We start from the raw sequence: 22,429 nt of genomic DNA, 5'->3' as shown, positions 1-22,429 counted from the left end.
GGAGCGGGCCGCTTATCCCGGCGCGGCATCTGAGGGATAATAAAACAATTAAGCTGTGACTTTTATCCACGGGAGAAACGCCATGAGTGTCGTGATGAAGACCGCTGCGACCGATATCGAGGCGATGCTGGGCAAGGAAGCGCAAAGCCTGCTCGGCCACGTGTGCAAGGGGATCCCCAAGGAATCGCTGCACCTGCCCGGGCCGGACTTCGTCGACCGGGTGGTGGCGGCGAGCGACCGCAAGCCCGCGGTGCTGCGTAGCCTCCAGACCCTGTTCAATCACGGGCGGCTCGCCGGCACCGGCTATCTTTCCATCCTGCCGGTGGACCAGGGGGTGGAACATTCGGGCGGGGCGTCGTTCGCGCCCAACCCCATGTACTTCGACCCGGAGAACATCGTCAAGCTCGCCATCGAAGGCGGCTGTAACGCCGTCGCTTCCACCCTGGGAGTGCTGGGCGCGGTGGCGCGCAAGTACGCCCACAAGATCCCCTTCATCCTCAAGATCAATCACAACGAGTTCCTGAGCTATCCCAATTCTTACGACCAGATCCTGTTCGCCTCGGTCAAGCAGGCCTTCGAGATGGGGGCCTGTGCGGTGGGCGCCACCATCTATTTCGGCTCCGAGGAATCCAAGCGCCAGATCCAGGAGATCACCAAGGCCTTCGAGTACGCCCACGAGCTGGGCATGGTCACCATCCTGTGGGCTTACCTGCGCAATCCCGCGTTCAAGCAGCAGGACAAGGACTACCACCTGGCGGCGGACTTGACCGGGCAGGCCAACCACCTGTCGGTCACGATCCAGGCGGACATCGTCAAGCAGAAGATGGCGGAAACGAACGGCGGCTACAACGTGCTCAAGTTCGGCAAGACCCATGCCAAGGTCTACTCGGAGCTCACCTCGGACCATCCCATTGACATGGTCCGCTACCAGGTGGCCAACTGCTACATGGGACGAGCAGGGCTCATCAACTCGGGCGGCGAGTCCAAGGGGGAGGGCGACCTGGCCCAGGCGGTGCGCACGGCGGTGATCAACAAGCGCGCCGGCGGCATGGGGCTCATCTCCGGCCGCAAGGCGTTCCAGAAGCCGTTCAAGGAGGGTATTGCACTGCTCAACGCGATCCAGGACGTGTACCTGTCCAAGGATGTGACGGTGGCCTGACTGGCTTTCGCACGCGCACGGATGACGCCCAGCTCCCGTTGCACGGCGGCCGTGCGCCCCTCTGGCTGTTTGAGCGCATGGTACGCCTGACGCGGGGGCGCGGCGCCGCACGACGGAGCGTAAAAGAGCTGGCGGCGCAGTCGGACCGATCGGCGGAAGAGGCTAGGGAGAGTCCTTTGCCGAATGGGCCTGAATCGGGCGGACTAGGGAGAGTCCGCTCAGCGCGGATCGGGCCGCAGGCCGGCCTTGTAGCGCTTGAAGTTTTCCACGTAGTGGTCGGCGATCCCGTTGATTCTCTGGATCTCCTCGGGCGTGAGCTGGCGGATCACTTTCCCCGGAGAGCCTACCACCAGCGAGCCATCGGGGATTTCCCTGCCTTCCGGGATGAGGGTGTTGGCGCCGATTAGGCAGTTCTTGCCAACGCGGGCGCCGTTCAGCACCACCGCCTTGATGCCAATCAAACTTCCTTCTCCGATGTAGCAGCCGTGCAGCATGACCATGTGGCCCACCGACACGTTGCGCTCCAGGGTGAGCTGCACGCCTTCGTCGGTGTGCAGCACCGAGGCGTCCTGGATGTTGCAGTTGTCGCCGATGGTAATGACGTCGTTGTCGCCGCGCACGACACAGTTGAACCAGATGCTGGCGTTGTGGCCGATCACCACGGAGCCGATGACCGTAGCGTTGTCGGCGACAAAGTAATCGTTGCCGCGGATCTCCACGCGGCGATCCCCTAAGGCGTAGATCATGCCTTACCTCCTTCGCTCAAGGTGAGCAGGAGGTCGGCACCGGCTTTGGCGATGCGCTCGTCGTCCTGGGAGGCAACCCCGGAGACCCCGATGCCGCCCACGATCTCCTCGCCGATCTTGAGCGGTACGCCGCCCTGCAGTCCGGTCAGGGCGGGCATGGTGAGATAGCCGTATCGTCCTTCCTTGAAGCGTTTTTCCCATTCCACCGTGGGCCGCTTGAACGCTACCGCCGAGTAGGCCTTGCCGATGGCTGTCTGGACGCTCCCGAACTGGACGTCATGGTCCCGCTGGAGGTAGAGCAGATGGCCGCCGTCGTCCACGATGGCGATGACCACCTTGAAACCGTGGCTGTCGGCGAACGCCTCGGCGGCGGCGGCCACGGATTTCGCCGCCTCGAGGGTCAAGACGCGCTTCATCATGGGAAGAACCGGAGCAACGTGGGTTGGGAGGAAAAAGAATGATAACCGAGTGCTCCGGGCAGACGAAAGGGTGAAAGTCCCCCGGCTCTTGCAACCCCGCCTTCGAGGTCATCGGGCCGGGGGGAGAAGAAAAGCGCACTGGGCGGCGACCGCGGTGCGCTTTTCTCGGCCAGGCCGCCGGCCCCCTACAGCAGCGGCACGATCAGCAGGGCGACGATGTTGATGATCTTGATGAGCGGGTTCACCGCCGGGCCGGCGGTGTCCTTGTAGGGATCGCCCACCGTGTCGCCGGTGACCGCCGCCTTGTGGGCGTCGGAGCCCTTGCCGCCGAAGGCTCCGTCCTCGATGTATTTCTTGGCGTTGTCCCAGGCGCCGCCGCCGGTGGTCATGGAGATGGCGACGAAGATGCCGGTGACGATGGTACCGAGGAGCAGTCCCCCCAGGGCCATGCGACCGGACTCGGCGCCCATGAGCGCGCCCACGATCACCGCCACCAGGATCGGCACCAGCACCGGGAGCAGGGACGGGACGATCATCTCCTTGATGGCGGCGCGGGTCAGCATGTCCACCGCCCGGGAGTAGTCGGGCTTCGCTTTTCCTTCCATGATGCCGGCGATCTCCCGGAACTGCCGGCGCACCTCGTTCACCACCGAGCCGGCGGCGCGGCCCACCGCTTCCATGGCCATGGCGCCGAAGAGGTAGGGCACGAGCCCGCCGACGAAGAGGCCGATGATGACCGCCGGGTGGGAGAGGCTGAATTCCACCGCCTTCCCTGCCGCCTCCAGCCCGTGGGTGTAGTCGGCGAACAGCACCAGCGCTGCCAAGCCGGCAGAGCCGATGGCGTATCCCTTGGTCACCGCCTTGGTGGTGTTTCCCACCGCGTCCAGGGGATCGGTGATGTTGCGCACTTCCTTGGGCAACTCCGCCATTTCGGCGATGCCGCCGGCGTTGTCGGTGATCGGGCCGTAGGCGTCCAGGGCCACGATGATCCCGGTCATGGAAAGCATGGCGGTGGCGGCGATGGCGATGCCGTAGAGCCCCGCCAGGGTATAGGACGCCCAGATCGCCAGGCACACGGCCAGCACCGGAAGCGCGGTGGCCTTCATGGAGACGCCCAGGCCGGCGATGATATTCGTGGCGTGGCCGGTGGTGGAAGCTTGGGCCACGTGGCGGACCGGCGAGAACTGGGTGCCAGTGTAGTACTCGGTAATCCACACCATGGCGCCGGTGAGCAGCAGCCCGATCACCGCCGAGCCCCACAGCGCGATCACGCTGTACATCCCGTTGCCGGCCATGAAATACTGGGTCACCGGCCAGAAGGCGATGAGGGCCAGCACACCCGAAACGATCACGCCCCGGTACAGGGCGCCCATGATCTTGCCCCCTTCGCTGGTTTTCACGAAGTAGGTGCCGATGATGGAGGCGATGATGGACACGCCCCCCAGCGCTAGGGGATAGATCACCGCCTGGGGGGCCACGTTGGGCGGGAACAGCAACCCGCCGAGCAGCATGGTGGCGATGATGGTCACGGCGTAGGTCTCGAACAGATCGGCCGCCATGCCGGCGCAGTCGCCCACGTTGTCGCCCACGTTGTCGGCGATGACGGCGGGGTTGCGGGGATCGTCCTCGGGAATGCCCGCTTCCACCTTGCCCACCAGGTCCGCACCCACGTCGGCGCCCTTGGTGAAGATGCCGCCCCCGAGACGGGCGAAGATGGAGATGAGGGAACCACCGAAGGCGAGACCCACCGTCGGCTCCAGGATGTGCTTGATGCCTTCGATCTGGGCCGCTTTGTCGGCGGCCGACCAGAGGATCCCGAAGTAGCCGGCCACCCCGAGCAGGCCCAGCCCCACCACCAGGAGACCGGTGATGGCGCCGCCGCGGAAGGCCACCGCCAGCGCCTCCGCCAGACCCTTGCGCGCGGCCTCGGCGGTGCGCACGTTGGCGCGCACCGACACGTTCATGCCGATGTAGCCCGCCAGCCCCGAGAGAACGGCGCCGATGGCGAAGCCCCAGGCGGTGCGCCAGGAAAGGGCGAAGCCGATGATGAGGAACAGGATGACGCCGACGATGCCGATGGTGGTGTACTGGCGGTTCAAGTACGCCTTGGCGCCTTCCTGTACCGCCGCCGCAATCTCGCGCATGCGCTCGTTGCCGGCGGGCAGGCTCATGATGCTCTTGATCCAGAGGCCGCCGAACACCAGGGCTGCGGCGGCGCAAAGCAGCGCTAGCGTGAGTCCTGCAGTCATGGAATTCCCCTTATGCTGGCGGGGCCGAAGCTCGGGCCGGCCCGATTACCCTTATGCGAGAACGAATTAGTGAACTCTTATATAAGATTTGGGTGGCGCGGATTTTAACATACTGCCCTTGTGAATCGGCGTAAGCGGCTACGCGAGTACCGCCCTCTCCTACAGGGCTTGAATGTTTCCGCGGCGTTCCGGGGGCGCCGCTACCGCAGAACGCAAGCTACGAAGGATCGCGACGTTCACGAACAAGGGCGTGATCTTTTTATTGGTAGTCTCTCGGTTCGTCCATGGCTCATGGCTAAGTGGTGGCAAGGAGCGTTTCGGCGCACCATTGAATGTAGGCCGATTCGGTGCGTTTCGCCTGCCTGCCGCGATCCGTGCGGCGCAGGCAGGCTTCGCTTCACGCACCCTACGAATCTTGTTCGGGACCGCCAAGGCTCCTTCGAACCTCGTTCCGGGGCGGCCGCGACACGGTGGCCGAAGGCTTGGTGCGGGGGACCGGCCGTGACACGGAAGAGCGCAGCTTGGGAGCGGGAACGGCCGGGGCCGCCCGGACAAGCCGCGCTTCCTGCCGGCTCTACCGCCCGTCGCCGCTCCAAGGCTTACGCCCTCCGAGCGCCGGGCGGCCACCGCGAGGAACCCGGATCGGCGCTCCTAGCTCACCTCCGCTTGTTCGGGACCGCCAAGGCTCCTTCGAACCTCGTTCCGGGGCGGCCGCGACACGGTGGCCGAAGGCTTGGTGCGGGAGCGGACGCGAGGAACCCGGATCGGCGCTCCTAGCTCACCTCCGCTTGTTCGGGACCGCCAAGGCTCCTTCGAACCTCGTTCCGGGTTCCCACCCGAAAATCTCCTCCAGCCTGAGCTCCCGGATCAGGGCGTCCACCGCTACCTGGCCGTGCTCGCGCTGGACCTCGGACAGGATCAGTTTGGCGGCGTTGGCGTTGTAGAAGCCGCCGAAGTCGGCCTGGACCTTGAGCAGTTGCCGTGCTTTTTCCAGCGTCATTCAGACCTTGAACTCCGTCTTGAGCTTCTTCGGCACCGCCACGTTCTTGAGCCGGGTGTACACCGGCAGCCCGTTCTTGTACGGAGGATAGTCCTCGCCCAGGATCAGGGGCTGGAGATACGCGCGGCACTTCGCCGTGATGTGGAAGCCGTCCTCGGTGATGTAGTCCCGGGGCATCATTTTCTCCCGGTTGGCCACGTCCTTGAGGTCGGCCACGCCGATCGACCACTTGTAAGGCCGGTTGGACTTACGCACGATGGTGGGCATGACCGCGTTCCTGCCCTTGAGGGCGAGCTCCACCGCGGCTTTCCCGACGGCATAGGCCTGGGCCACGTCGGTCTTGGAGGCGATATGGCGCGCGGCGCGCTGCAGATAGTCGGCCACGGCCCAGTGGTACTTGAGCTTGAGCCGCTCGCGCACCAGGTTGGCGATGATGGGCGCAACGCCGCCGAGCTGGGCATGCCCGAAGGCGTCGCGCATGCCGGACTCGGACAGGAACTGGCCGTCTTTGTTACGCAGGCCCTCGGAGACGCCGATCACGCAGTAGCCGTGGCGCTTGATGGTCTCCTCCACGCGCCCAAGGAACTTATCCTCATCGAAGGCGACCTCGGGAAAGAGCAGAATGTGGGGTGGCTCGCCTTCCTTCTCCGAGGCGAGCCCGCAGGCGGCGGTGATCCATCCGGCGTGGCGGCCCATCACTTCCAGCACGAACACCCGGGTGGAGGTCTTGGCCATGGAGGCCACATCGTAGCCGGCTTCGCGAATGGAAGTGGCCACATACTTCGCCACCGAGCCGAAGCCCGGGCAGCAGTCGGTGACGGGCAGATCGTTGTCCACCGTCTTGGGCACGTGCACGCATACGATGGGGTAGCCCATCTGCTCGGAGAGCTGGGACACCTTCAGGCAGGTGTCCGCCGAGTCGCCGCCGCCGTTATAGAAAAAGTAGCCGATGTTGTGGGCCTTGAACACCTCGATGAGCCGCTCGTACTGGGCCCGGCTCTCTTCCAGGCTCTTCAGCTTGTAGCGGCACGAGCCGAAGGCGCCGCCGGGCGTGTAGCGCAGCCCGGCGATGTTGGCCGCCGGCTCCTTGCTGGTGTCGATCAGGTCCTCGGTGAGCGCGCCGAGGATGCCGTCGCGGCCCGCGTACACCTTGCCGATCTTGTCCTTGTGCTTGCGGGCAGTCTCGATGACGGCGCAGGCCGAGGTGTTGATCACCGCGGTGACCCCCCCGGACTGGGCGTAGAACGCGTTCAACTTGGCCATCCAGTTGCCTCCCTTTCTTCGCTCTAGAAGTCGATGAACTGGGTGAAGGGGCTGCCCAGGCTGCTCCCGTCTGCCCCGGAGGCGGCGCCGGCCCGGTCCTTGGCGGTGTCGGCTTGCAGCTTGAGGAGCACCCCCAGGCATTCGCCCAGATCGTCGAAGGCTTCCCGGTCGGTTCCGTACTGGTCGTGGACGGAATAGTAGAACTGGGCCCGGTAGCGGCCCTCGGCGATCTTGTTGATGACGAAGCCCACCCCGTCCTGGGTCCAATGCAGGGTGGGGCAAGCCATGAGCTCGGACGATGAGGGATCGAGCTGGATCTCGCTCGTCGCCACTTCGACGGGCACCTCCCGGCCGTAGCGCTCCTTGAGGGCGGACTCCACCACCCATAGCTCGGCGTCGCTGAATTCGGGGATGGCGGGCATGGACCGTTTCCTCCGAGACGGCCTGGCGTCAGCTTAGCGCGGCGAAGATGCGGTCGCGGATCTCCTCCACGTTGCCGGTGCCGGCCACCTTCGCCACCTTGGGGGCGCTGGGGTCGCCTTCGGCCGCCCAGCGGAAATAGTAATCCACCAGAGGCTTGGTCTGGGCGTGATAGACCCGCAGCCGTTCCCGCACCGTCTCCTCCCGGTCGTCTTCCCGCTGGACCAGGGTCTCCCCCGTCAGGTCGTCCCGGTCCGGCACCCGGGGCGGGTTGAACTTCACGTGGTAGGTCCGCCCGGAGGGGAGGTGCACCCGGCGGCCCGCCATGCGGGTGATGATTTCCTCGTCGGGCACCTCCAGCACCAGCACGTAATCGATCTTGACGCCCTCGTCCCGCATGGCTTGGGCCTGGGGAAGGGTGCGGGGAAAACCGTCAAACAGGAAGCCGTTGGCGCAATCGGGCTCGCGGATGCGCTCCTTCACGAGCTGGATGATGAGATCGTCGGGCACCAGCGCTCCCGCCTCCATCTTTTCCTTGGCGAGCTTGCCCAGGGGCGTGCCGGCCTTCACCGCCGCCCGCAGCATGTCCCCCGTCGAGACTTGGGGTATGCCATAACGCTCGGTGATGAAGGCCGCCTGGGTACCTTTGCCCGCCCCCGGGGGGCCCAGCAGGATCAGTCGCATGGCGCTTCCTCCTTGGCCGCTCGCCACGATGTCGTCCCCGCGAATGATAGAACGTCCATGACGCCCGCGGATCGCTAATTGTGATGGGATCTATAAGGCTCCGGCTCCGGATCCGCCGCCCTGCGCCGCGCCCGTTCCAGATCCTCGGGCGTGTCCACGCCGGCCGGCGCGCTGCGCTCCGTCACCCAGACGGCGATCCGGTAGCCGTGGGCCAGGGCTCGCAACTGCTCCAAGGACTCGAAGACCTCCGCTTCGCTTTTGGGCAGCCCGGCGTAGGCGGCGAGAAAGCCGGCCCGGTAGGCATAGATGCCGATATGGCGGTAGGCCGGCAGCCCCGCGGGAAGCGCTTTGGCGCCCGCGGTGAAGGCGTCCCGGGGATAGGGGATGGGGGCGCGGCTGAAATACAGGGCGCAGCCCTGGGCGTCCAGCACCACCTTGACCACGCTGGGGCTCAAGAAGCTCTCCAGCTCCCGGATCGGGTGGCAGGCGGTGGCGATGGCGGCCTCCCTCCTCCCGTGGAGATGCCGGGCCGCTTCCCGGATCAGCTCGGGATCGATGAACGGCTCGTCGCCCTGCACGTTCACCACCACCGCTTCGGGGGGGAACCCCCGCGCCTTCACCACTTCGGCGATGCGATCGGTGCCGGTGGCGTGCTCGGCGCGGGTCATGCAGGCGTCGAACCCGTGGCGGCGCGCCGCCTCGGCCACGTCCGGATGGTCGGTGGCGATTACCACCGCCCGGGCGCCGCTCTCCCGCGCCCGCTCGGCCACTCGCACCACCATGGGACGGCCGCCGATGTCGGCGAGGGGTTTGCCCGGTAGCCGCGTGGAGGCGTAGCGCGCCGGGATCACCACGGTAAAGGGTTCGGGCGTCATGGAAGCGCGGGGCACCGGCTCGAGCGCCTCAGGCGACCTCTTCCTCCGGAGGGAGCTTGCGGGCTTCCTCTTCCAGCATCACCGGAATGCCGTCCCGGATGGGGTAGGCGAGGCGGTCCGCCTTGCAGATTAGCTCCTGCTCGGCCTTTTTGTAGACCAGGGGGCCTTTGCACAGGGGGCACACGAGAATGTCAAGCAGCTTGGGATCCATGGGGGTATCCGATCTTGGCGAGCAGGGCGGGCAGCGGGTCCGGATCGACCACTGCGGTAACGGCGAGCACCCAATGCGTCTCGTCGGCGAAGGCTTCGCATTTTATCGCATCCTTCTCGGTCATGAGGATGGCTTCCGCGCCGGCGAAGCGCAGCTCTTCGGCGCGGAAGCGGTGGTGATCGGGAAAGGCGTGGGCCGTGCCGGAGATCCCGAGGGCCTTAAGGGCGTCGAAGAAGCGGCGGGGATTGCCGATGCCCGCCACCGCGTGGGTGCGCTTGCCCTGGAAGTGGCCCGGCGGAACCACAAAGCGGGGATTGAGCAGGTTGTAGAACTGCCGGCCCTCGAGCCGCATGCGGTACTCCCGCCCCGGCGCGAAGGCGCGGGGGGCGTTCCCGTGCACGATCACCAGGTCCACCCGGTCGAGCCGGGACGGGTCCTCCCGCAACGGGCCCGCCGGAAGGAGCCAGCCGTTGCCAAATCCCTGGTCGCCGTCCACCACTGCGATCTCCACGTCCCGGGCGAGGCGGTAGTGCTGCAGGCCGTCGTCGGAGACGATCACGTCGCACTCGGGCCGCTCCGCAAGGAGCGCCCGGGCCGCGCCTACCCGGTCGCGTCCGATCCACACCGGACAGCCGGTGCGGCGGGCGAGGAGCACGGGCTCGTCGCCGAAGCGGGCCGGGTCGGAGGCGGCCTCCACCGGGGCGGGGCCCGCCACCGTGGCGCCGTAGCCCCGGCTCACGATCCCCGGCCGCCATCCCAGGCCGCGCAGCCGCTGGACGAGCCAGATGACGAACGGGGTTTTGCCGGTGCCTCCCACCGTGAGGTTGCCCACCACGATGACCGGCACCGGAAGCCGTTCGGTCTTGAAGATCCCTGCCCGATACAGGGCGCGGCGGGCGGCGGCCGCCGCCCCGAAGAGCAAGCTCAAGGGGACAAGCGGGGCCGCGAGCCAGGGGGTCCGGCGCCAGTGGCGCTCGATCCAGCGCACCGTGGAGTTCATGGGGGGGAAGCCCGGATGTCCGGGCTCAGTTTGACGAAGAGCCAGCGCCGGGGTCAATCCCAGTTGAAAACCCGCTCCAGCAACTCGTTCCGCACGCTTCCCGCCAGGCGCCGCTCGGCCCAGAAAGCCTGGCGCGCCCGGTCCCTCAGCTCCCGCTTGAGGAGCGGCTCCTGCTGCCAGGTCCGCCACGCCTGGACGACGTCGGCGGGATTGGCCGACTCCATGACGGTGGACGCCAGGGCGGCCTTGGGCAGGGGAATGCCGGGGCGGCGGCTCGCCGCCGCCCCGCCGCCCAACGCCTGCCACAGATGCTCGTCGTCCCGGGCGTCGAAATGGACCGCGACGCAGGCGGAAGCCACCGCCGGAAGCCAGGCCGGATCGTCGACGGCGACGAGGGCACCGTCGGGCAAGGGCGTCCTCTCCCAGCCGCTGATGGGCATGAGCTTCAGTTTCGGCGCTTGCCGAGGCGTGAAGCCGGTGACGAAGAGGGGATCCCGGGGAAAGACCGCCCGGAAGGGGGCGAGGAAACCCTCCAGCGCCTGGGGATCGACCCCGTGCCACCACCACAGGGAGCGGCTGGAGGGACCGTTCACCAGGGCGGCGAAGCTGGGATCCACTTGGGACGGCATGACCAGGGTGAGGAGATTCGCGGCCGGCGCGGCCCCGCTTCCCGCGGAAGCGGCTTCTTCCTCGGTGGAGGGATAGACCTGCTCGAAATCCATCCCCGGGCTGCGGCCCGCGGCCACCAGCAGCCGGTGGGAAAGGCAGGCGGTGGCCTGGGCCAGGTGGGGCCGGGGGGCCACGCCCGCGAACACGATACCCATGGGTTCGAGCCGCGTAAGCGCCCGGCCCACGGCGAGGGGATGGTCGCAGGGGCCGAATCCCCAGCCGGTGCGGGGATTGCCGGCGAGCGGCGCGAGGACCTGGGGATACTCCTGCTCGAAAGTGAAAACCAGCCGCACGTCCAGGCGCTTTTGCCGGATGGCGCGGACGAGCTCCGCCCCGAGGCGCACGCTGCGAGGATGGCTCCCAGCCACGACCCAGACCGTCTTGCCCTCGGACGGCGGGCGCAGGAAACCCCAGCGGGCGTTCGCCCGGTGGGACCGGCCGGTGCACCGGTCCTCAAGGTCGGCCAGCAGCAGCGCCGGAAGGGAGGAACCGTAGGGATCCCAGGGCACGGTCCGTTGGGGCGGGTCGCGCCGCCTTGGCTCCGCGGGTTCCTCTTTTACCGCTCCCGCGCCTGGGTGGTGAACGTGATCCGGTGGTAGCCGGCGACGCGCGCCGCCTCCATCACGTTCACCACGGACTGGTGGGAAGCCTTGGCGTCGGCGGCGATCACGATCACCGGCTCGGCGGCGCCGGCCGCGGCACGGCGCAGGCTCTCCACCAGCACCTCGAGCCCAGTAAAGCGCACCGGCTGGTTGTTGACCGCGTACTGCCCGGCGGGATCGACGGCGACCGTGATCTCGTTGGGGCGCTCGGGCTGTTTCTCCGCGCCCGCCTCGGGCAGGTTGATCTGCAACTCGGAGAACCGGTTGTAGGTGGTGGTGACCATGAGGAAGATCAGGATCACCAGCAGCACGTCGATCAGCGGAACGAAGTCGATCCGCGGCTCGTCCTTCTGTCGCCCGCGCTGGAAGTTCATGCCTTGCGCTCGCCCAGCAGGACTTCCACCAGCTTGATCGCCTGGAGCTCCATTTCCACCACCATCGCGTCCACCTTGGCCCGGAAGTAGCGGTAGAAGAGAATGCTGGGCACGGCCACCAGGATGCCGAAGGCGGTGTTGTACAGGGCGATGGAGATGCCGTGGCCGAGCTGGATCGGGTTGCTGCCCGTGGGGGTCTGGGAGCCGAAGATCTCGATCATCCCTACCACCGTGCCGAACAGGCCGAGGAGCGGTGCCACCGCGGCGATGCTCCCCAGCATGGTGAGAAAGCGGTCCAGCTCCTGGGTGGCGGCGCGGCCCGCCTCCTCGATGGAGTCCTTGATGATTTCCCGGGAGCTTCGGATGTTCTTCAGGCCCGCGGCGAAGACGCGCCCCAACACCGGGCCCCGGTTGAGGCGGGCGATCAGCTCCTCGCTGACGCCGTTCTTGCGGTACTCCTGCACCACCCGATGGAGGAGATCTTTCGGCACCACCTGGCTCTGGCGCAGGGACCAAAGACGCTCGCCGATGATGGCGACGGCGACAACAGAGGCGACGATGAGAAACCAGATCGGCCAGCCGGCCGCTTCGATGAGGGCGAACAAATCCGTACTCCCAAGCCCGAACGGAAAAAAATGTGGTAACTCTATCCGCAAGCACCGGGCGGAGCAAGCCACACGACGGCTCAAGGCCTTACGCGCTAAAAGCGCCGCCGCCACCGCCGATTTCGGCCTCGATCATTGTCCACAACCTTTGTGGATAACTTTGTGGGCAGTCTGTAAAAATGCGGGCTAAGTCGCGTTCGTTACACGAATTTTTCTGCCGCGATTAATTTTTGAACGCTCAAATTTGCCATTACCTTTCAATGAGTTAGTCCATCGAACGCGGCTTCCGGAGGGAATGGCCCGCGGCCTGGACGCAGAAGCCCGCCCTGACGGGAAGAATGTGGATTAAAAGGTTTGTCAAGTGGATTTCGGCGCCCCCACCATCGACCCCGCCCGGGTGCTCACCGTCACCGAGCTCAACCGGGCGACCCGCGTCCTCCTAGAACAGGCGTACCCCTTGCTGTGGGTCCGGGGGGAGATTTCCAACCTGAAGCGCTACGCGTCGGGCCACTGGTACTTCGCCCTGAAGGACCGGGAAGCCCAGGTGCGTTGCGTCATGTTCCGCAACCGCAATCAATACCTGGACTGGGAGCCGGCGGACGGCGCCCTGGTGGAGGTGCGGGCCCTGGTGACGCTGTTCGAGGTCCGGGGGGAGTTCCAGCTCAACGTGGAGACCATGCGCCGGGCGGGGCTGGGAGCCCTGTACGAAGCCTTCGAGCGCCTGAAGGCGAAGCTTGCGCAGGAAGGCTTGTTCGCCCCCGAGCGTAAGCGGCCCCTTCCCCTCTTCCCGCGCCAGGTAGGAATTGTCACGTCTGCCCAGGCGGCGGCGCTGCGGGACGTGCTCGCCACCCTGCGCCGGCGCTTGCCGACCTTGCCAGTGGTCATCTATCCGACCCAGGTGCAGGGGGAAGGCGCCGCCCAGCAGATCGCCGCGGCTCTTCGCCTCGCGGGCGAGCGGGCGGAGTGCGACGTCCTCATCCTGTGCCGGGGCGGAGGGAGCCTGGAGGACCTGTGGGCATTCAACGAGGAGGTGGTCGCCCGGGCGATCGCCGCCTGTCCCATCCCGGTGGTGAGCGGCGTGGGCCACGAGACCGATTTCACCATCGCCGATTTCGTCGCCGACCGGCGCGCGCCGACCCCCACCGCCGCGGCGGAGCTCGCGAGCCCCAGCCGCGTCGACCTGCTGGCCCGCTTGGAGAGCCTGGCGCGGCGCCTGCGTCGGGGCTATGAACGGCGGCACGAAGCGCGCATGCAACAACTGGACTCCCTAGCACGACGGCTCATCCATCCCGGCGAGCGCCTCCAAGCCCAATCGCTGCGGCTGGCGGACCTCCAGCGGCGGCTCGCGGCCGCGGCGCGCCGCCGGCTCGCCCAGGAGACGACGCGAACCGCGTACCTGGCGGAGCGTCTCCGGCGGTCGCGTCCGGACGTCGAGGCGCTGCTCGAAGCCCGGCGCAGGGGGGCGGAGCGGCTGGCCCGGGCGATGGCCCGCAGGCTCTCCTACGCCGAACGGGAGCTTTCCCGGCTCGAGGCCCACCTCGCCCACCTGAACCCTCAGCACGTGCTCGAGCGGGGTTACAGCATCGTCCGGACCATGGACGGCAGCATCGTGCGCTCGGCGACCCAGGTGGTCTCGGGGGATCTCTTAGAGCTCATTTTCGCCCGGGGCTGGGCCCGGGCCGGGGTGCACGAGAAGGGCGACGGCGAGTAGAGGAAGTCAGGGTGGCTCAAGGGGACAATGAGTGCGCTTTGGCGTTGCTTTCCTTCGCTGCCCCAGGTCTCAGCCCGCGAGGGCTGCCCGCAGGTAGGCCAACACCTCCTCGGCAACCAACTCTGCGAAGCAGTCGAATTCGGTCACGTCCTTCATCGCCCGCAGCCAGGTGAGCTGCCGCTTGGCGAGTTGGCGTGTCGCCGCCACGGCCCGCTCCCGCATGACTTCCAGCGTGTACTCGCCCTCCAGGTACTTCCATACCTGCCGGTAGCCGACACAGCGCATAGAGGGCATGGAGAGGTCCAGGGCGTAATGGCGTCGCAGCCAGCGCACTTCTCCGATTAAGCCTAGCTCCAGCATGTCCTCGAAACGCTGGGCGATACGCTGGGCGAGTCGCTCCCGGTCGCCGGGTACCAGGGCCAAGGGAATAGCCCGATAGGGGAAGTACACGTACTTGGGTTTCTTGAGTAGGGCCGACAAGGGCCGGTCGGTCAGGAAGTACACCTCTAAAGCCCGCTGGATGCGCTGGGCGTCGTTGGGAGAGAGCCGGGCCGCGGTCTCCGGGTCGACGCGGGCGAGGATCCGATGCAGCGCTGGCCAGCCCTGCTCGGCAGCCATGCCGTCGATCACCAGCCGCAGCGCCGGGTCCGCCTTGGGCAGCTCGGCGAGGCCTTCTCGCAGTGCCTTGAAGTAGAGCATGGTCCCGCCCACGAGGAGCGGGATGCGGCCCCGCTCGGTGATCTCCCGCATCACCGCGAGGGCATCGTCCCGGAAGCGCCCCGCCGAATAGGCTTCGTCGGGTTCCACCAGGTCGATCAGATGATGGGGCGCCGACTTGAGGGTCTCCGCGTCCGGCTTGGCGGTGCCGATGTTCATGTGGCGGTAGACGAGCGACGAGTCCACGCTCACGATCTCCACCGGAAGCTCCCGGGCCAGCGCCACCGCCACCCGGGTCTTGCCCGTGGCGGTGGGCCCCATCAGGAAGATGGCGGGGGGATCGGGCGCCCTGCGCTCGCGGGAGTTTTGACCGGAGAGCCCCGGAGCTTCCCTCTCCACCTTCACCTGCCCCGCATGAACAGGCGGTCCAAGTCCTGGAGGCTCAACTGCAACCATGTGGGCCGCCCGTGGTTGCACTGGCCGGAACGCTCCGTCGCCTCCATCTGGCGCAACAGGGCGTTCATCTCGGCCAGGGTGAGGCGCCGGTTGGCCCGCACTGCTCCGTGGCAGGCGAGCCGGGCGAGGAGCTCGTTGCGGTGGGCGGTGGCGACCGTGGCGGCGCCGTATTCCTGCAGCTCCTGAATCAAGTCCCGGACTAGACCCGTGGCATCGGCCTCCTGGAGCGCCGGGGGGACCGCTCGCACCGCCAGGGTGGTGGGCGAAAGGGGCGCGATGTCGAAGCCCAGGCTTCCGATCAGGGCCTGGTTGCGCTCGACCGTTTCCACGTCGTGGACACTGGCGGACAAGGTCAGGGGAATGAGCAGGGGCTGGGACGCAGGTGTGGCCTCGTCCAGGGCGCTTTTTAGCGCTTCATAGACGATGCGCTCGTGGGCGGCATGCATGTCCACCACTACCAGGCCGTGGGCGTTCTGGGCCAGGATGTAGACGCCGCCCAATTGGGCCAGGGCGAATCCCAGGGGCGGGATCTCGGAGGAGGCCTCGGCAGCCACCGGCGCCTCGGCCAGGGCCTGGGCGAATTGGGCCTGGTAGGCGGCGACAGGCTGGGCGGCGGACAAGGGGACCGCCATCTGGCGCAGCGATGGCCCAGGGCCCGCCTTCCGCCTAGGCCACGGCGCAGGCGCCGTTTCCCGGCGGGGACTCCCGGGCGGCTGGGCGGCCGGGGCGCCGGCCCGGGACCCGGCCAGGGCCTTGTGGAGGGCATGGAAAACGAACCGGTGCACGGCGCCGGGCTCCCGGTAGCGCACTTCGCTCTTGGTCGGGTGCACGTTCACGTCCACCGCCTCGGGGTCCAGCTCCAGGAACAGGACGTAGGCCGGATGCCGCTCGTGGTGCAACACGTCTCGGTACGCTTCCCGCACCGCGTGGGCGAGGAGCTTGTCGCGCACGAAGCGGCCGTTGACGAAAAGATACTGGGCGTCCCGCTGGCCGCGGGCCTGGGCCGGGCGGGCCGCGAGCCCGAAGAGCTTGAGCCCCGGGGCACCCTCGTCCACGGCGATCGGGGCGGCCGAGAGCGCTTCCCCCATGAGCTCTCCGATGCGCGCGGCCGCATCGGCGGGAGCGAGGGACCAACGCAGCCGGCCGTTGTGCTGGAGGGTGAGGCGCAGATCCGGCCGGGAGAGGGCGATGCGAACGAAGGTCTCCTCGCAATGGGCGTACTCGGTCGCCTCGCTCTTCAGGAATTTGCGCCGGGCCGGCGTGTTGAAATAGAGATCGCGTACCTCCACCCGGGTGCCCTGGGCGAGGGCTGCGGGCTCCCGGTGGCCGATGCTGCCCCCGTCGCAGCGGATCGCCCAGCCGTGGGGCTCCGAGGGGTGCCGGCTTGCGAGCCGCAGGCGCGCCACCGCACCGATTGCCGCCAGCGCTTCGCCGCGGAAGCCTAGGCTCTCGACACGGGCCAGGTCCTCCAGGCTGGCGATCTTGCTGGTGGCATGGCGGGCCAGCGCCAGGGGCAGCTCCTTCCCCGGGATGCCGCAGCCGTCGTCGGTGACGACGATCAGCTTCTGGCCGCCCTGGGCGAGCTCCACGCTCACCGAGCGGCTGCCCGCGTCCAGGCTGTTCTCCAGCAGCTCCTTCAAGGCGGAGGCAGGCCGTTCCACCACCTCTCCCGCCGCGATCTGGCTCACCACCAGCTCAGGAAGAACCCGAATAGAAGGCATGGGGAAGTCGTTTCGGGAGCATGCACCATTATAGCGGTTGCCCTTGACCGCCGTTATTGCGCCGTCCCGGCGAAGCGATTAGGATTGGGCCTCGCCCGGCCGCAGAGGCGAGGCAGCACAAGAATTGAATTCGATGACCGTCCGGCGTTTCGCGGCTTTCGCCTCCCAAGGCCTCTCGGCGGGGAAAAAGGGGTGTTCCTGCGAATAAGAAGCGAGCGGGCACGGCTAGGCCCGCTTTCGCCTGCCGGTCCCTCGTCCGAGAAGAAGGAGAACACGCATGCAAATCGGAGTCCCTGCGGAAACGCGCGCGGGCGAAACCCGCGTGGCCGCCACTCCGGAGACGGTGAAAAAGCTCGTGGCGGGCGGACGTCACCGGGTCCTGGTGCAGGCCTCGGCGGGCGTCAAAGCCAGCATTCCCGACGCGGAGTTCGAGGCGGCCGGGGCCACCATGGTGCCGAGTGCCGAAGAGCTGTACGCCAACGCCGACATCGTGCTCAAGGTGCGCGGCCCTTCGGCTGGGGAGTTGGCCCATTTGAAAAAGGGTGCAATCCTGATTGGCCTGCTCAATCCCTACGACAGCGCAATGATGGAGGCCTACGCCCGTCACGGTGTCACCGCTTTCGCCATGGAGTGGCTGCCGCGCATTTCCAGGGCCCAGGCGATGGACGTGCTCTCCTCCCAGGCCAACATCGCCGGCTACAAGGCGGTGATCATTGCCGCCAACGAATACCAGCGTTTCATGCCCATGCTCATGACGGCCGCCGGCACGGTGAAGGCTGCGCGGGTCTTGGTGCTCGGTGCGGGCGTTGCGGGCCTGCAGGCGATCGCCACGGCGAAGCGCCTCGGGGCGGTGATCGAGGCTTCCGACGTGCGCCCGGCGGTGAAGGAGCAGGTGGAATCCCTGGGGGCGAAGTTCCTCGACGTGCCCTACCTCACCAAGGAAGAGCGCGAGATCGCGGAGGGCGTAGGCGGTTATGCTCGGCCCATGCCCCCCGACTGGATGCGCCGTCAGGCGGAGCTGGTGCACGAACGGGCTAAGGCTGCTGATATCGTCATCACCACAGCCCTCATCCCGGGCCGTCCCGCACCCAAACTGATCAAGGAAGAAACGGTAAAAGGCATGAAGCCGGGATCCGTGATTGTGGACCTGGCGATCGAGCAGGGGGGCAACGTGGAAGGCTCCGAGCTCGACAAGATCGTGGTCAAGCACGGGGTGAAGATCGTCGGCATCGCCAACCTGCCGGCCCTGGTAGCCGCGGACGCGAGCGCCTTGTACGCCCGCAACCTTCTGAACTTCCTCAACCTGCTGCTCGACTCCAAGACCGGGGAGCTGAAGCTCGACCGGGAAGACGAAATCATCGCCGGCGCCTTGGTGTGTACCGGCGGAGAACTAGTGAAAAAGAGCTGAAGCGCACCCGCGTTAGCGCTCGATGCCACGAGCATGATTCCAAGGAGCACCCATGACCGGAGCGATTGACCCCATCGTCGTCAACCTCACCATCTTCGTGCTAGCCGTTTTCGTCGGCTACCACGTCATCTGGAACGTGACGCCGGCGCTGCATACCCCCCTCTTGTCGGTGACCAACGCCATCTCCTCCATCATCATCGTCGGCGCGATCCTGGCGGCGGGGGTGGGCGGCTTCGGGTTCGAGAGCGTAGTCGGTTTCATCGCTGTGTTGCTCGTGTCGATCAACGTCTTCGGCGGCTTCCTGGTCACCCAGCGCATGCTAGAAATGTTTAAGAAAAAGTCCAAAAGCGGCAAAGGCAAGGAATAACGAGGAAGTGAAGAACACAATGCGCTTTTCCGTCGCAACCACGAGCATTGGCGGCAAGGGCCCCAGTGCTCCGAAGGAGAAAAAATGACCGCCAACCAAGTCGCTCTAGCCTACCTGATCGCCTCGGTCCTGTTTATCTTGGCGCTAAAAGGGCTCTCCTCGCCGGTCACGGCCCGGCGTGGTAACCTGTTTGGTATCATCGGCATGGCGATCGCCATTGCCACCACCTTCGCCATCACTCGCAACTGGGCCCTGATCGTCCTGGCGATCGCCATCGGCGGAACGATCGGTGCCGTGATCGCCCGCCGGGTGCAGATGACCCAAATGCCGGAGCTGGTGGCCGCCATGCACTCCCTGGTGGGGATTGCGGCGGTGCTGATCGCCATCGCCGCGGTCAACAACCCGAGCGCCTTCGGGCTTCCCGATCCCCTTCCCAAGGGCAACAAGCTGGAGCTGTTCATCGGCACATTCGTCGGCGCCATCACCTTCTCCGGCTCGGTGATCGCCTTCGGCAAGCTGGCGGGCCTGGGCAAGCATTTCCGGCTCTTCTCCAGCGCCCCCGTGGTGTTCAAGGGCCAGCACCTGTTGAACCTGGCGCTGGCGATCGCGATGATCGGCTTCGGCACCGCCTTCTTCCTGGGCGGAAGCGACACCCACTGGCTGCCGTTCATCGTCATGACCGCCATCGCCTTCGTCTTGGGCGTTCTCATCATCATTCCCATCGGCGGGGCCGACATGCCGGTGGTGATCTCGATGTTGAACAGCTACTCGGGCTGGGCGGCGGCGGGCATCGGCTTCTCCCTGAACAACCCCATGCTGATCATCGCCGGCTCCCTGGTGGGCTCCTCGGGCGCGATCCTCTCCTACATCATGTGCAAGGCCATGAACCGCTCCTTCATCAGCGTGATCCTGGGGGGCTTCGGCGCGGCCGAGGGCGCGGCGGTGGAAGAGGCGGGGCAGAAGACGGTGCGTTCGGGCAGCGCCGAGGACGCCGCCTATCTCATCTCCAACGCCGAGAACGTGATCATCGTTCCGGGCTACGGGCTGGCGGTGGCCCGCGCCCAGCACGCGGTGAAAGAACTGGTGGACAAGCTGCAGGGGAAGGGGGTCAACGTGCGCTTTGCCGTGCACCCGGTGGCGGGTCGCATGCCGGGCCACATGAACGTGCTGCTGGCGGAGGCCGAGATCCCCTACGACATCGTGTTCGAGATGGAGGACATCAACAGCGAATTCATCAACACCGACGTGGTGCTGGTGCTGGGGGCGAACGACGTGGTGAACCCGGCCGCGCGCAAGCCGGGTAGCCCCATCTACGGCATGCCGATCCTGGAAGTGGACAAGGCAAGGACGGTGATCGTGGTCAAGCGCTCCATGGCGGCGGGCTACGCTGGATTGGACAACGAGCTCTTTTACATGGACAAGACCATGATGGTCTTCGGCGACGCCAAGAAGGTGGTCGAGGACATGGTGAAGGCGATCGATTGAGGGGAGGAGGAGAGCCCGTAAGGGGCGCGGCCCGCGAGGCTGCGCCCTTTTTTTTTGGGAGGGTGCGCCCCCGGGTTTGCCAGTATCCAAGCGATGTGCTAGAACTGCGCCCAGCCCACGCCTCGCGCGCAGGCAACCGGCCCAGTTTCCGCTCCGGGGAATGTCGTCATGCTGAACCTTCTCTCCGGCGATCCGCCCCTCTCGGTGATGGCGCCCCTTCCCGGCATCGCGGTCCGGGAAAACGTCATGGGGCGCAGCCTCTACAGCCGCACCGGCCATCCCGCCGGGGAAGTGCTGCTCGAACACTACGGCAGGCGGGTGAGCTTCGCCGAAGGGCAGGGCGAGGCGTCCGATCACGTGATGGAGATCGGAGAGGATGAGGTGTTCCTCGCCTCGGGGGACCTGGACGACTACGTCAACCATAGCTGCGAGCCCAACTGCCGCCTCCGGTTCGAGCCCGACGGGCGGGTCTTCCTCGTGGCGATGCGCGATATCGCGCCCGGCGAGGACCTGAGCTTCGACTACGCCACCACCACCACCCGCGCGGGCATCGCCGCCTTTCCGGGCTGGCGTTTCCAGTGCCGTTGCGGCGCCGCCGGCTGCCGAGGCGAGGTGGGCTGCGCGGAAGATTTGCCCCTCGAGCGCCTGCGCTACTATGCCCGGCAGGGGGCCCTGGCACCCCACGTGCTGCGCCGGCTGGGCTCGCTCCTCGCGCTCGGGTGAGGGCACCCGGTGGAGAGCCCCGTCCCCAGCCCCCCGGCTTCCCCGCTCGTGGGTCCGGCCGGAGGGACGGGCGGCCCAGGGGCGGCGGCATGAAACCGGCGCCCCCGGCAGCGCTGGGGGGGCTCCTGCTCCTGCTCGTCCAGGCCGCTTGGGGCGAGGCCCCGCCCGGTCCGGCACCCGGCACCGTGATGCTTCAGGTGGAAAACGACTGGCCCTTCGCCACCGACCGCCAGTATACGGGTGGCATCGAGCTTGTCTGGTTTTCCGGCGAAGGGCGACCCGGTGACGGCGCCTGGCCCGGATGGCTGCCGGGTTTTTCCTCCCTTCGTGGGCCGAAGAGCCGGCGCCACTGGACCTTGGCCCTGGGCCAGCAGGCCTACACCCCCGATGACTTGAGCGCCACCGATCCGCCTCGCTCCGATCGCCCCTACGCCGGCTGGACCTACGTCCGGCTGGGCGTGACCGGGTGGGACAGCCGGCGGCTCGACGCCTGGCGCCTGGCCCTCGGCGTGGTGGGACCTTCTTCAGGAGCGGAGGCCGTCCAGAGCTGGCTGCACGACCTGACCGGCAGCCAGAAGGGCCGGGGCTGGGACTTCCAGTTGGGCGACGAGCCCGGCGTGGTCATGCACTGGGAGCGCCGCTGGCGGGCCTGGGCCGGGGGGTGGGGCGACGGCTGGGGATGGAATCTGGTGCCGGCGGTGGGGGCGAACCTGGGCAATGTCTCGACCGCCTGGGGACTTCAGCTCGAGCTGCGCTTCGGCTACCGCGTGCCGCCGGACTTCGGCGAAGTGGCCTTCTTGAACGGCGGCCCGGTGGCGGGTCCGGCCCGCCGCACCGCTTCCGGCTATTCCCTGTACGGCGTGCTGGCCCCTTGGGCCGAGGCCGTGGCGAGGAACGTTTTCCTCGACGGCAATACCTGGAAGGACAGCCGCCGTGTGGACAAGAAGCCTTTCGTTGCCGGCCTGGCGGCGGGAATGGGGCTGCGCACCGGGGAGCTCTCGTTGAGCCTCTTGGCGGTCTACCGGACGCGGGATTTCGAAACCCAGCCCCACGACCATCATCTTTACGCCGTGCTGGCCCTGTCCTATCCCCTGTGACCCGCAGGCCGAGGGGCGCTGGCGTCGTATAATGAAAAGTCCCGTCGTCATCCTGAGTCTGCCGGAGCCCGCATCATGCTGACCCCGTTCCACCTGGCCATTCCCGTACGCGATCTGGACGAGGCCCGCCGTTTCTATGGCGGCGTGCTGGGCTGCCCCGAGGGCCGCAGCGACGAGACGTGGGTGGACTTCGACCTCTTCGGCCATCAGGTGGTGTGCCACCTGGACCCGAGCCTCGGCAAGGAAGGCCGGGTGCGCGCCCACGTCAATCCCGTGGACGGCCACGGGGTGCCCGTTCCCCACTTCGGCGTCGTGCTCACCATGGAGCAGTGGGAGTCCCTGGTGCAGCGGTTGCGGGCCCAGGGCGTGCGCTTCGCCATCGAGCCCTACATCCGTTTCAAGGACCTGGTGGGGGAGCAGGCGACGATGTTCTTTTACGATCCCTCGGGAAACGCGCTGGAGTTCAAGGGGTTCAAGGACCTGTCCCAGCTCTTCGCCAGGTAGCGGCAGCCCGGCCCGCCCAGGGCC

Annotated in this window: 23 protein-coding genes; 8 read left to right on the top strand and 15 right to left on the bottom strand. The window is 67.1% G+C overall.

Annotation, left to right across the window (positions count from 1 at the left end; translation table 11 throughout):
* Nucleotides 1-82 precede the first annotated feature (82 nt).
* On the top strand, nucleotides 83-1,159 hold the full coding sequence (locus ACUVYZ_RS14235) for a class I fructose-bisphosphate aldolase (RefSeq protein ID WP_439935048.1): 1,077 nt from the start codon (nucleotides 83-85) through the stop codon (nucleotides 1,157-1,159).
* A 218-nt stretch (nucleotides 1,160-1,377) separates the two neighbouring features.
* On the opposite strand, the gene ACUVYZ_RS14230 is transcribed toward ACUVYZ_RS14235, so the two are convergent.
* The 13 genes from ACUVYZ_RS14230 to ACUVYZ_RS14170 all read right to left on the bottom strand — a co-directional run bounded on the left by ACUVYZ_RS14230 (nucleotide 1,378) and on the right by ACUVYZ_RS14170 (nucleotide 12,276).
* A complete protein-coding gene (locus ACUVYZ_RS14230) occupies nucleotides 1,378-1,905 on the bottom strand; it encodes a gamma carbonic anhydrase family protein (protein ID WP_439935049.1) in 528 nt (175 codons plus the stop codon).
* Nucleotides 1,902-2,324 (bottom strand): GlcG/HbpS family heme-binding protein, encoded by a 423-nt coding sequence (locus tag ACUVYZ_RS14225; protein ID WP_439935050.1) that lies wholly within the window; start codon nucleotides 2,322-2,324, stop codon nucleotides 1,902-1,904. The genes ACUVYZ_RS14230 and ACUVYZ_RS14225 overlap by 4 nt, the downstream gene beginning before the upstream one ends.
* Nucleotides 2,325-2,509: 185 nt before the next feature.
* Nucleotides 2,510-4,573 (bottom strand): sodium-translocating pyrophosphatase, encoded by a 2,064-nt coding sequence (locus tag ACUVYZ_RS14220; RefSeq protein WP_439935051.1) that lies wholly within the window; start codon nucleotides 4,571-4,573, stop codon nucleotides 2,510-2,512.
* 778 nt (nucleotides 4,574-5,351) lie between these two features.
* Nucleotides 5,352-5,573, bottom strand: a complete 222-nt coding sequence (locus tag ACUVYZ_RS14215) for a hypothetical protein (RefSeq protein ID WP_439935052.1) — start codon at nucleotides 5,571-5,573, stop codon at nucleotides 5,352-5,354.
* Nucleotides 5,574-6,836, bottom strand: a complete 1,263-nt coding sequence (locus tag ACUVYZ_RS14210) for a 6-phosphofructokinase (RefSeq protein ID WP_439935053.1) — start codon at nucleotides 6,834-6,836, stop codon at nucleotides 5,574-5,576.
* 23 nt (nucleotides 6,837-6,859) lie between these two features.
* Nucleotides 6,860-7,258 carry a hypothetical protein gene (locus ACUVYZ_RS14205; protein WP_439935054.1) on the bottom strand — a complete coding sequence of 133 codons (399 nt, stop codon included), beginning with the start codon at nucleotides 7,256-7,258 and terminating at the stop codon, nucleotides 6,860-6,862.
* Between the two features lie 28 nt (nucleotides 7,259-7,286).
* Nucleotides 7,287-7,940 carry an adenylate kinase gene (gene adk / locus ACUVYZ_RS14200; protein WP_439935055.1) on the bottom strand — a complete coding sequence of 218 codons (654 nt, stop codon included), beginning with the start codon at nucleotides 7,938-7,940 and terminating at the stop codon, nucleotides 7,287-7,289.
* Between the two features lie 74 nt (nucleotides 7,941-8,014).
* Nucleotides 8,015-8,815, bottom strand: a complete 801-nt coding sequence (kdsB, locus tag ACUVYZ_RS14195; protein WP_439935056.1) for a 3-deoxy-manno-octulosonate cytidylyltransferase — start codon at nucleotides 8,813-8,815, stop codon at nucleotides 8,015-8,017.
* Nucleotides 8,816-8,843: 28 nt separating this feature from the next.
* Complete coding sequence (locus ACUVYZ_RS14190; protein WP_439935057.1) at nucleotides 8,844-9,026, bottom strand: Trm112 family protein; 183 nt, start codon at nucleotides 9,024-9,026, stop codon at nucleotides 8,844-8,846.
* A complete protein-coding gene (gene lpxK, locus ACUVYZ_RS14185) occupies nucleotides 9,007-10,026 on the bottom strand; it encodes a tetraacyldisaccharide 4'-kinase (RefSeq protein ID WP_439935058.1) in 1,020 nt (339 codons plus the stop codon). Before lpxK ends, ACUVYZ_RS14190 begins: the two co-directional genes overlap by 20 nt.
* Before the next feature lie 53 nt (nucleotides 10,027-10,079).
* Nucleotides 10,080-11,204, bottom strand: a complete 1,125-nt coding sequence (locus tag ACUVYZ_RS14180; protein ID WP_439935059.1) for a hypothetical protein — start codon at nucleotides 11,202-11,204, stop codon at nucleotides 10,080-10,082.
* Between the two features lie 47 nt (nucleotides 11,205-11,251).
* Nucleotides 11,252-11,671, bottom strand: a complete 420-nt coding sequence (locus ACUVYZ_RS14175; protein WP_439935060.1) for an ExbD/TolR family protein — start codon at nucleotides 11,669-11,671, stop codon at nucleotides 11,252-11,254.
* Complete coding sequence (locus ACUVYZ_RS14170; RefSeq protein WP_439935061.1) at nucleotides 11,668-12,276, bottom strand: MotA/TolQ/ExbB proton channel family protein; 609 nt, start codon at nucleotides 12,274-12,276, stop codon at nucleotides 11,668-11,670. Before ACUVYZ_RS14170 ends, ACUVYZ_RS14175 begins: the two co-directional genes overlap by 4 nt.
* Nucleotides 12,277-12,637: 361 nt before the next feature.
* On the opposite strand from ACUVYZ_RS14170, the gene xseA reads away from it, so the two are divergent.
* Nucleotides 12,638-13,987 carry an exodeoxyribonuclease VII large subunit gene (gene xseA / locus ACUVYZ_RS14165; RefSeq protein WP_439935062.1) on the top strand — a complete coding sequence of 450 codons (1,350 nt, stop codon included), beginning with the start codon at nucleotides 12,638-12,640 and terminating at the stop codon, nucleotides 13,985-13,987.
* A 69-nt stretch (nucleotides 13,988-14,056) separates the two neighbouring features.
* Here the strand turns inward: xseA and miaA are convergent, their stop codons facing one another.
* Nucleotides 14,057-14,965 (bottom strand): tRNA (adenosine(37)-N6)-dimethylallyltransferase MiaA, encoded by a 909-nt coding sequence (gene miaA / locus ACUVYZ_RS14160; RefSeq protein WP_439935125.1) that lies wholly within the window; start codon nucleotides 14,963-14,965, stop codon nucleotides 14,057-14,059.
* An 80-nt stretch (nucleotides 14,966-15,045) separates the two neighbouring features.
* Nucleotides 15,046-16,821, bottom strand: a complete 1,776-nt coding sequence (gene mutL, locus ACUVYZ_RS14155) for a DNA mismatch repair endonuclease MutL (protein ID WP_439935063.1) — start codon at nucleotides 16,819-16,821, stop codon at nucleotides 15,046-15,048.
* Nucleotides 16,822-17,098: 277 nt separating this feature from the next.
* Between mutL and ACUVYZ_RS14150 the strand changes: the two genes are divergently transcribed.
* From ACUVYZ_RS14150 to ACUVYZ_RS14125, 6 genes are all read left to right on the top strand, one after another.
* Nucleotides 17,099-18,229 carry a Re/Si-specific NAD(P)(+) transhydrogenase subunit alpha gene (locus tag ACUVYZ_RS14150; protein ID WP_439935064.1) on the top strand — a complete coding sequence of 377 codons (1,131 nt, stop codon included), beginning with the start codon at nucleotides 17,099-17,101 and terminating at the stop codon, nucleotides 18,227-18,229.
* 52 nt (nucleotides 18,230-18,281) lie between these two features.
* Nucleotides 18,282-18,596, top strand: a complete 315-nt coding sequence (locus tag ACUVYZ_RS14145; RefSeq protein WP_439935065.1) for a proton-translocating transhydrogenase family protein — start codon at nucleotides 18,282-18,284, stop codon at nucleotides 18,594-18,596.
* 84 nt (nucleotides 18,597-18,680) lie between these two features.
* Nucleotides 18,681-20,081: an NAD(P)(+) transhydrogenase (Re/Si-specific) subunit beta gene (locus ACUVYZ_RS14140; protein WP_439935066.1), complete on the top strand. Its 1,401-nt coding sequence runs from the start codon at nucleotides 18,681-18,683 to the stop codon at nucleotides 20,079-20,081.
* Between the two features lie 168 nt (nucleotides 20,082-20,249).
* Nucleotides 20,250-20,804 carry an SET domain-containing protein gene (locus ACUVYZ_RS14135; RefSeq protein WP_439935067.1) on the top strand — a complete coding sequence of 185 codons (555 nt, stop codon included), beginning with the start codon at nucleotides 20,250-20,252 and terminating at the stop codon, nucleotides 20,802-20,804.
* 89 nt (nucleotides 20,805-20,893) lie between these two features.
* A complete protein-coding gene (locus ACUVYZ_RS14130) occupies nucleotides 20,894-21,901 on the top strand; it encodes a lipid A deacylase LpxR family protein (RefSeq protein WP_439935068.1) in 1,008 nt (335 codons plus the stop codon).
* 75 nt (nucleotides 21,902-21,976) lie between these two features.
* Nucleotides 21,977-22,405: a VOC family protein gene (locus tag ACUVYZ_RS14125; RefSeq protein ID WP_439935069.1), complete on the top strand. Its 429-nt coding sequence runs from the start codon at nucleotides 21,977-21,979 to the stop codon at nucleotides 22,403-22,405.
* Nucleotides 22,406-22,429 lie beyond the last annotated feature (24 nt).

The organism is Pelomicrobium sp. P1 (genome assembly GCF_052805615.1).
Note: the sequence above shows the minus strand (reverse complement) of the source record. Positions and strands in the feature narration are given on the sequence as shown.

Bases quoted from the DNA above. Each gene is read 5' to 3' on its own strand.
- ACUVYZ_RS14235 (WP_439935048.1), top strand. From the start codon at position 83: ATGAGTGTCGTGATGAAGACCGCTGCGACCGATATCGAGGCGATGCTG.
- ACUVYZ_RS14230 (WP_439935049.1), bottom strand. From the start codon at position 1,905: ATGATCTACGCCTTAGGGGATCGCCGCGTGGAGATCCGCGGCAACGAT.
- ACUVYZ_RS14225 (WP_439935050.1), bottom strand. From the start codon at position 2,324: ATGATGAAGCGCGTCTTGACCCTCGAGGCGGCGAAATCCGTGGCCGCC.
- ACUVYZ_RS14220 (WP_439935051.1), bottom strand. From the start codon at position 4,573: ATGACTGCAGGACTCACGCTAGCGCTGCTTTGCGCCGCCGCAGCCCTG.
- ACUVYZ_RS14215 (WP_439935052.1), bottom strand. From the start codon at position 5,573: ATGACGCTGGAAAAAGCACGGCAACTGCTCAAGGTCCAGGCCGACTTC.
- ACUVYZ_RS14210 (WP_439935053.1), bottom strand. From the start codon at position 6,836: ATGGCCAAGTTGAACGCGTTCTACGCCCAGTCCGGGGGGGTCACCGCG.
- ACUVYZ_RS14205 (WP_439935054.1), bottom strand. From the start codon at position 7,258: ATGCCCGCCATCCCCGAATTCAGCGACGCCGAGCTATGGGTGGTGGAG.
- adk (WP_439935055.1), bottom strand. From the start codon at position 7,940: ATGCGACTGATCCTGCTGGGCCCCCCGGGGGCGGGCAAAGGTACCCAG.
- kdsB (WP_439935056.1), bottom strand. From the start codon at position 8,815: ATGACGCCCGAACCCTTTACCGTGGTGATCCCGGCGCGCTACGCCTCC.
- ACUVYZ_RS14190 (WP_439935057.1), bottom strand. From the start codon at position 9,026: ATGGATCCCAAGCTGCTTGACATTCTCGTGTGCCCCCTGTGCAAAGGC.
- lpxK (WP_439935058.1), bottom strand. From the start codon at position 10,026: ATGAACTCCACGGTGCGCTGGATCGAGCGCCACTGGCGCCGGACCCCC.
- ACUVYZ_RS14175 (WP_439935060.1), bottom strand. From the start codon at position 11,671: ATGAACTTCCAGCGCGGGCGACAGAAGGACGAGCCGCGGATCGACTTC.
- miaA (WP_439935125.1), bottom strand. From the start codon at position 14,965: ATGGGGCCCACCGCCACGGGCAAGACCCGGGTGGCGGTGGCGCTGGCC.
- mutL (WP_439935063.1), bottom strand. From the start codon at position 16,821: ATGCCTTCTATTCGGGTTCTTCCTGAGCTGGTGGTGAGCCAGATCGCG.
- ACUVYZ_RS14150 (WP_439935064.1), top strand. From the start codon at position 17,099: ATGCAAATCGGAGTCCCTGCGGAAACGCGCGCGGGCGAAACCCGCGTG.
- ACUVYZ_RS14145 (WP_439935065.1), top strand. From the start codon at position 18,282: ATGACCGGAGCGATTGACCCCATCGTCGTCAACCTCACCATCTTCGTG.
- ACUVYZ_RS14140 (WP_439935066.1), top strand. From the start codon at position 18,681: ATGACCGCCAACCAAGTCGCTCTAGCCTACCTGATCGCCTCGGTCCTG.
- ACUVYZ_RS14135 (WP_439935067.1), top strand. From the start codon at position 20,250: ATGCTGAACCTTCTCTCCGGCGATCCGCCCCTCTCGGTGATGGCGCCC.
- ACUVYZ_RS14130 (WP_439935068.1), top strand. From the start codon at position 20,894: ATGAAACCGGCGCCCCCGGCAGCGCTGGGGGGGCTCCTGCTCCTGCTC.
- ACUVYZ_RS14125 (WP_439935069.1), top strand. From the start codon at position 21,977: ATGCTGACCCCGTTCCACCTGGCCATTCCCGTACGCGATCTGGACGAG.